The sequence below is a fragment of the Streptomyces murinus genome, from assembly GCF_002154555.1.
Classification (GTDB): domain Bacteria; phylum Actinomycetota; class Actinomycetes; order Streptomycetales; family Streptomycetaceae; genus Streptomyces; species Streptomyces murinus.
This window is the reverse complement of the sequence record NZ_MUNF01000585.1, coordinates 1-6,727: the sequence shown is the minus strand read 5'-3', so window position 1 is coordinate 6,727 and position 6,727 is coordinate 1. Positions and strand designations below refer to the sequence as shown.

Here is a 6,727-nt window from a genome sequence, read left to right as displayed (position 1 = left end):
CCCTCCGCCCCGGCCTCAGGCCGAGCGCAGCGACTACGCTGGGGCGGGTGACCACCCCGGAAGCCGAACAACCCCACGCCCCCCGCCCCGAGGCGCGGCTCGAACAGGCCGTACGGGCCGCCGAGCAGGCGTTGATCGAGTACGAGATCGCCGTGGAGACCTTCCGCGTCGAGGTCGAGAACTTCTCCCGGCTGCACGAACAGCGACTCGGCCCGCTCTATCTGCGCCTGGAGGAACTGGACGCCGAGATCGCCGAGGCGACGGCCGCCCGCACCGGCGATCCGGAGGATCTGCGCCGCGCCGCGGAGGCCCGCGCCAACGTCCTGCCGATCCCCGGCGTCGAAGAGCTGATGCACGGCTGGATGGACGGCCACGGCCTCTACCCCGAGGCCGCCGCCATGCTCACCGGCCAGGCGGTACGCCCCCCGGAGCGGGTACGGCCCAGTGAGGAAGCCCGCAAGCTCTACCGCGACCTCGCCCGCAAGGCCCACCCCGACCTGGCGCAGGAGGAGGACGAGCGCACCCGGCGCGAGGAGTTCCTCACCCGGGTCAACGCCGCCTACGCCCGCGGTGACGAGACCCTGCTGAAGGAACTCGCCGAGGAGTGGGCCGCGGGGCCGGTACCGCCCGAGCGGCGCCCGAGCCCCGCCGAGGAGCTGTACGCCCGCCTCGAATGGCTCTCCCAGCGCAAGGAACTGCTCAACCTGGTCGCCCGCGAGCTGGAGGACGGCGCCATCGCCGGCATGCTCCGCCTCGCCCCCGACGACCCGGACGCGCTGCTGGAGGAGATCGCCGACAAGCTCCGCGCCGACATCACCCGGCGCGAGGAGGAACTGGCGGCCCTGCTGGCGCAGGACTGAACCGGGCCCGCCGTCGGGTAGCGTCGGAGTCATGAATTTCGGAGCTGGTGTGCCCACCGTCGGTGTCACGGACCTCAAGGACGACGACTTCCTGCTGGACGTCCGCGAGGACGACGAGTGGCAGGCGGGCCACGCCGAGGGAGCGCTGCACATCCCGACCAGTGAGTTCGTGGCCCGTTACGGCGAGCTGACCGAGGCCGCCCCGCAGGACGGCCGCGTCCATGTGATCTGCCGCTCCGGCGGCCGGTCCGCCCAGGTCACCATGTATCTGGTGCAGCAGGGCATCGACGCGGTGAACATCGACGGCGGCATGCAGTCCTGGGCCGCCGCGGGCCGCCCGGTGACCACCGACGACGGCCGCCCGGGCCACGTGATCTGACCCCACCCATTGACCGTCGGCTGTCGGCGGTCAGCTGAGCGGGTGCGCCGCCAGCAGGTCGCCGAGCCGCTCCTCGTACGCCGCCGCCGGGCCGAGCGCCAGTTCCAGGTGCTTGGCCCAGGCGTGGTAGCGGTGCAGGGGGTAGTCGGTGTCCGCGCCGAAGCCGCCGTGCAGATGCTGCGCCGTCTGCACCACCCGGCGGACGCCCTCCGCCGCCCAGATCTTCGCCACCGCGACGTCCCCGGCGGCGGGCAGCGCGCCCGGCGTCCCGGAGGCGATCCGCCACGCGGCCTGCCACAGAGTGGCCGCCATGGCCCGCAGATCGATGTACCGGTCGGCGGCCTGCACGGCCACCGCCTGGAAGGTCGCGATCGGATGCCCGAACTGCTCGCGCCTGCCGGTGTATTCAGCGGTCATCTCCAGCACCCGCTCACCCAGCCCGAGGGCCAGCGCGCAGGTGCCGGTGGCGAGCAGTGCGTGCAGCCACTCCCAGGCGCCCTCGGCCTCGATGACCTCGCCCGCCTCCAGCCGCGCCCCCGCCAGCCGCAGTTCGGCCAGCCGCTCCCCGTTGGTGGACACCTGCTCGACGAGCGTCACCCCGTCCAGCCCCCGGGGCAGCAGCGCGAGCACACTCCCCCCGGCCGCCGCGCCCTCGATGTGCGCCGGTACGACGACGAGATCCGCGTCGTACGCCCAGGGCACCGCCGTCTGCAACCCGTCCAGCACCCAACTCGCGCCCTCTCGCCGTGCGGTGACGGCGAGTTCGGCGGAGTCATGGCCGCTGCGACCGCTCGCGGCGACGGTCAGCACCAGCTCCCCGCACCCCGCCCGCTCCAGCAGGCGCTCCCCCGACTCCTTGCTCCCATAGGCCCCGACGACTGCGGCCGCCGCGCTGTGCTCCAGCAGCGGCACCCGCGCGAGGACCTTCGCCGACTCCCGCAGCACCAGGCACAGGGCGATCGCGTCCAGGCCCGCGCCGCCGTACGCCTCGTCGAGCAGCAGGCTCAGCAGATCCGCGCCGGCCAGCCGGGACCACAGCTCCCGGTCGAGGCCCTCGGCCACGGCGCCCGGGGTCAGCGCCGGGCTGGGCACCGCGTCCGGCGCCACACCGGCGAACACCCCCCGCGCCGCCTCGGCCGCCGCCTGCTGCTCCTCGGTGAAGGTGAAGTCCACGGCCTGTCCCTCCGACGGTGCGGTCGTCATCTGACGGGCCGTCAAGATAGAACAGGTTCTAGGAGAAGGGAACCTCGACGGCCCCCTCCGTGGAGCGTTCCATGGGGCTTCCTCAGCGGTCGAAGTCCAGCTCCACCTGTTCGGTCAGCGGATGGGACTGGCAGGCCAGTACGTACCCGGCGTCCGTCTCCTCCTCTTCCAGGGCGAAGTTGCGGTCCATGCGGACCTCGCCGGAGACCAGGAAGGCCCGGCAGGTGCCGCACACCCCGCCCTTGCAGGCGTAGGGCGCGTCGGGGCGGTTGCGCAGCACGGTCTCCAGCAGGGACTCGCCCTCCTGCACCGGCCAGGTGCCGCCGCGTCCGTCGAGCCGGGCGGTGACCGTGCTGTGCGCGGCCCCCGGCGCGACGCCCGCCGCGGTCGGACCCGAGTCCACATGGAAGATCTCCTGGTGGATCCGGGCGCGGTCCACGCCCAGCTCGCGCAGCGCCCCCTCGGCGCCCTGCACCAGCCCGTAGGGCCCGCACAGAAACCAACCCGCTACTCGCTCGGGCGGCAGCAGCGCGGGCAGCAGTTCGGTGAGCCGCCGCTGGTCGAGCCGACCGGACGGCAGACCCGCCTGCTGCTCCTCCCGGGAGAGCACGGTCACCAGCTGAAGCCGCTCGGGGTAGCGGTCCTTCAGATCGGCGACCTCCTCCAGGAACATCGTGGACGCGGCCGTACGGTCGCCCCGTATCAGGCAGAACCGGGCCTCCGGCTCCCGCGCCAGCAGGGTGGAGACGATGGACAGCACCGGGGTGATGCCGCTGCCGCCGACGATCGCCGCGTACAGCCCCGGTGCGGGTTCCAGGGTGAAGCGGCCGGCCGGGGTCATGACCTCCAGCTCGTCCCCGATGTTGATCTCTTTCAGCGCGTAGGTGGAGAAGGCGCCGCCCTCCACCAGCCGCACTCCTACGCGCAGGCTGCTCGGGCCCTCGCCGTCCGGGGCGGGGGCGGGGGAGCAGATCGAGTAGGTCCGCCGCACCTCGGTGCCGTCCACCCGGCGGCGCAGCGCGAGGTGCTGGCCGGGCGCGTGCCGGTACTCCGCGCGCAGTTCGGCCGGGACGGTGAGGGTGAGGGCGACGGAGTCGTCGGTGAGCCGGTCGACCGCGGCCACCTGGAGCGGGTGGAAGCGCGCCATCACAACTCCTTGAAGTGGTCGAACGGTTCGCGGCAGGACAGACAGCGGCGCAGCGCCTTGCACGCGGTGGAGGAGAACCTGCTGAGCAGTTCGGTGTCGGCCGAGCCGCAGTGCGGGCAGTGCACCGGCTCCGCCTCGACGGTGCCCGCGGCCCCGGAGGCACCGGTGCGGGTCGGGCCGAGGGTCAGCGGTATCGGACCGGTGGCCTTGAGCGTCCTCGGGGGAGCTATACCGAACTCCCGCAGTTTGCGGCGGCCTTCGGGGGTGATGTCGTCGGTCGACCAGGCGGGCGTGAGCACCGTGCGCACCGAGACCTCGCGCAGGCCGTGCTCCCGCAGGACCCGTTCGATGTCGAGGGACATCGCCTCGATGGCCGGGCAGCCGGTGTAGGTGGGGGTCAGATCGACCTCGGCTGCATCGCCGCCGTGCAGGCGCAGCGCGCGCACCACGCCCAGCTCATGGAGCGTGAGCACCGGGAGCTCGGGGTCGGGGACCGAGCCGGCCAGCTCCAGCAGCTCCGCCTCCAGGGCGGTGGCGGTCACCATGACGCCCCCGGATGACTGCGGTGCAGATGCTGCATCTCGGCGAGCATCCGGCCGAAGGACTCGGTGTGGACGCCCTGGCGGCCGGCGCCCGCCGACCAGGCCCCGGTGCGGGGCCCCTCCGGAACGGTCAGGGTGGCCCGGCCGAGCACCCGCGTGACCGACTCCAGCCAACGGGACTCCAGAACCGCCCAGTCGACGTCCAGTCCCTCCACGGGCTGGAACATCTCCCCGGTGAACCGCCACAGCGCGTCACAGGCGCGCCGCATCCGCTCATGGCTGGTCTCGGTGCCGTCACCGAGGCGCAGGGTCCACTGCTCGGCGTGGTCGCGGTGGTAGGCGACCTCCTTGACGGCCTTCGCGGCCAGTGGGGCGAACGGGCCGTCACCGGCGGCGAGTTCGGCGTGCAGCAGGTGCTGGTAGGTGGAGAAGTACAGCTGGCGGGCGATGGTGTGGGCGAAGTCGCCGTTCGGTTGCTCGACCAGCTGGAGGTTGCGGAAGGACCGCTCCTCGCGCAGGAAGGCCAGTTCGTCCTCGTCGCCAGCCAGGGACAGCAGCACCCGGGCCTGGCCGAGCAGGTCGAGGGCGATGTTGGCGAGGGCGACCTCCTCCTCCAGGGCGGGGGCGTGCCCGGCCCACTCCCCCAGGCGGTGGGAGAGCACCAGGGCGTCGTCGCCGAGCGCGAGCGCGGCGGTCACCGGGACGGTGGCGGGGCCGGTGGCGGTCACAGGTGCTTCACCCCTTCCGGGATCTCGTAGAAGGTCGGGTGCCGGTACGGCTTGTCGGCGGCCGGTTCGAAGAAGGGGTCTTTCTCGTCAGGCGAGGACGCGGTGATCGCGGCGGCCGGGACGACCCAGATGGAGACGCCCTCGCCGCGGCGGGTGTACAGATCGCGGGCATTGCGCAGCGCCAGCTCGGCGTCGGGCGCGTGCAGGCTGCCGGCGTGGGTGTGGGAGAGGCCGCGGCGCGAGCGCACGAAGACCTCCCACAGGGGCCAGTCGGTGGTGCTCATGCTCGCTCCGCTCCCGTCGTCCGGTGTCCGGCGGCCTCGGTGCCGCCGCTGTGCTTGGCCGCGTGGGCGGCGGCCGCTTCCCGTACCCACGCGCCCTCGTCATGGGCGCGTCTGCGCTGCGTCAGGCGTTGTTCGTTGCACGGCCCGTTGCCCTTGAGGACCTCCCAGAACTCCGTCCAGTCGATGGTGCCGAAGTCGTACTTCCCGCGCTCCTCGTTCCACTTGAGGTCCGGGTCGGGGAGGGTGAGGCCCAGGGACTCGGCCTGGGGGACGCAGATGTCGACGAAGCGCTGGCGCAGCTCGTCGTTCGAATGGCGCTTGATCTTCCAGGCCATCGACTGGGCGGAGTGCTGGGACTCGTCGTCGGGCGGGCCGAACATCATCAGCGAGGGCCACCACCAGCGGTCCACCGCGTCCTGCGCCATCGCGTGCTGCTCCGGGGTGCCGCGGCTCAGGGCCAGCAGCAGCTCGTAGCCCTGGCGCTGGTGGAAGGACTCCTCCTTGCAGACCCGCACCATGGCGCGCGCGTACGGGCCGTAGGAGCAGCGGCACAGCGGCACCTGGTTGGTGATCGCGGCGCCGTCCACCAGCCAGCCGATCGCGCCGACGTCGGCCCAGGTCAGCGTGGGGTAGTTGAAGATCGAGGAGTACTTCTGGCGGCCGCTGTGCAGCTTGTCGAGCAGTTCGTCCCGGCTGGTGCCGAGGGTTTCCGCCGCGCTGTACAGATACAGGCCGTGTCCCGCCTCGTCCTGGACCTTGGCCATCAGGATCGCCTTGCGGCGCAGGGAGGGCGCGCGGGTGATCCAGTTGGCCTCCGGCTGCATCCCGATGATCTCGGAGTGCGCGTGCTGGGCGATCTGGCGGACCAGCGTCGCGCGGTAGGCGTCGGGCATCCAGTCGCGTGGTTCGATGCGCTCGTCGGCGGCCACCGCCGCGTCGAAGACGTGCTGGTATTCCGCCTCGTCCCCGGTGGTGTTCCGGGCGCCGTCCGCCTCCGGGCGGGCCGTGCCCTGCGCGGCTGCTGTGGCCATGCGATCCCCCTGACCTCGGGCTCTGCGGTGGGATTCTCCCGACCGATCGTTCGGTCCGTGCGCATCAATGGTGTGCCGGGCCGCGGGACAGTGTCAACCGCTGTGGAAAACTCCGCGCGGAACCTGTGGACGAGCGTGATCCGCGGGCGTGGGATCCGGGCGAGCGGTGTCTGTGGACGAAGCGTGCGGGGACGGCGGGGTCCGGCCCCCGGGGCTGCGCTCGGTGGCCGGGGCTGAGTACCGTTCCGTGCAGGTGCCGCGATGGGGCGCTCGCGCACCGCGGGCCGCCCGGGCCGGGCGGCCGTATCGAAGGGGTCGGCTTTTGGGGCCGGCCCGGTGGGCCGACCCACGACTGAGCCGGAATTGGGGGACGGGGCGGAATGGACGCGTACGACGAGGACCCGAGGGCCGCGCGTGGCCCGGACGGGTCGGCCGGGGCGCGTCCCCCGGAGAAACCAGAGGCCCCGGAAGATCCGGGTGGCCCTGAGAACTCGGGGACACCTGAGACTTCGGACACTCCTGAGAGTCCGGAGGCCTCTGAGAGGTCGGGGGC

General features: G+C 72.7%; 8 protein-coding genes. 2 read left to right on the top strand and 6 right to left on the bottom strand.

Annotated features, from left to right (window positions below; genetic code table 11):
* Positions 1 to 47: 47 nt before the first annotated feature.
* Positions 48 to 860 (top strand): hypothetical protein, encoded by an 813-nt coding sequence (locus CCN72_RS30390; protein WP_086811242.1) that lies wholly within the window; start codon positions 48 to 50, stop codon positions 858 to 860.
* Between the two features lie 49 nt (positions 861 to 909).
* Positions 910 to 1,239, top strand: coding sequence for a rhodanese-like domain-containing protein (locus CCN72_RS30385; RefSeq protein WP_086811240.1), 330 nt, complete (start codon positions 910 to 912; stop codon positions 1,237 to 1,239).
* Between the two features lie 30 nt (positions 1,240 to 1,269).
* Here CCN72_RS30385 and CCN72_RS30380 read toward each other — a convergent pair whose 3' ends face one another.
* The 6 genes from CCN72_RS30380 to paaA all read right to left on the bottom strand — a co-directional run bounded on the left by CCN72_RS30380 (position 1,270) and on the right by paaA (position 6,174).
* Positions 1,270 to 2,412 (bottom strand): acyl-CoA dehydrogenase family protein, encoded by a 1,143-nt coding sequence (locus CCN72_RS30380; protein ID WP_086811244.1) that lies wholly within the window; start codon positions 2,410 to 2,412, stop codon positions 1,270 to 1,272.
* 112 nt (positions 2,413 to 2,524) lie between these two features.
* A complete protein-coding gene (locus CCN72_RS30375; RefSeq protein ID WP_086811238.1) occupies positions 2,525 to 3,589 on the bottom strand; it encodes a 2Fe-2S iron-sulfur cluster-binding protein in 1,065 nt (354 codons plus the stop codon).
* Positions 3,589 to 4,134, bottom strand: a complete 546-nt coding sequence (paaD, locus tag CCN72_RS30370) for a 1,2-phenylacetyl-CoA epoxidase subunit PaaD (RefSeq protein WP_086811236.1) — start codon at positions 4,132 to 4,134, stop codon at positions 3,589 to 3,591. Before paaD ends, CCN72_RS30375 begins: the two co-directional genes overlap by 1 nt.
* Positions 4,128 to 4,859, bottom strand: coding sequence for a 1,2-phenylacetyl-CoA epoxidase subunit PaaC (gene paaC, locus CCN72_RS30365; RefSeq protein ID WP_086811234.1), 732 nt, complete (start codon positions 4,857 to 4,859; stop codon positions 4,128 to 4,130). Before paaC ends, paaD begins: the two co-directional genes overlap by 7 nt.
* A complete protein-coding gene (gene paaB, locus CCN72_RS30360; protein WP_014673816.1) occupies positions 4,856 to 5,143 on the bottom strand; it encodes a 1,2-phenylacetyl-CoA epoxidase subunit PaaB in 288 nt (95 codons plus the stop codon). Before paaB ends, paaC begins: the two co-directional genes overlap by 4 nt.
* Positions 5,140 to 6,174 carry a 1,2-phenylacetyl-CoA epoxidase subunit PaaA gene (gene paaA, locus CCN72_RS30355; protein WP_037650290.1) on the bottom strand — a complete coding sequence of 345 codons (1,035 nt, stop codon included), beginning with the start codon at positions 6,172 to 6,174 and terminating at the stop codon, positions 5,140 to 5,142. The genes paaB and paaA overlap by 4 nt, the downstream gene beginning before the upstream one ends.
* Between the last annotated feature and the right edge of the window lie 553 nt (positions 6,175 to 6,727).

Coding starts and splice junctions, on each gene's coding strand:
- CCN72_RS30375 (WP_086811238.1), bottom strand. CDS start 3,589: ATGGCGCGCTTCCACCCGCTCCAGGTGGCCGCGGTCGACCGGCTCACC.
- paaD (WP_086811236.1), bottom strand. CDS start 4,134: ATGGTGACCGCCACCGCCCTGGAGGCGGAGCTGCTGGAGCTGGCCGGC.
- paaB (WP_014673816.1), bottom strand. CDS start 5,143: ATGAGCACCACCGACTGGCCCCTGTGGGAGGTCTTCGTGCGCTCGCGC.
- paaA (WP_037650290.1), bottom strand. CDS start 6,174: ATGGCCACAGCAGCCGCGCAGGGCACGGCCCGCCCGGAGGCGGACGGC.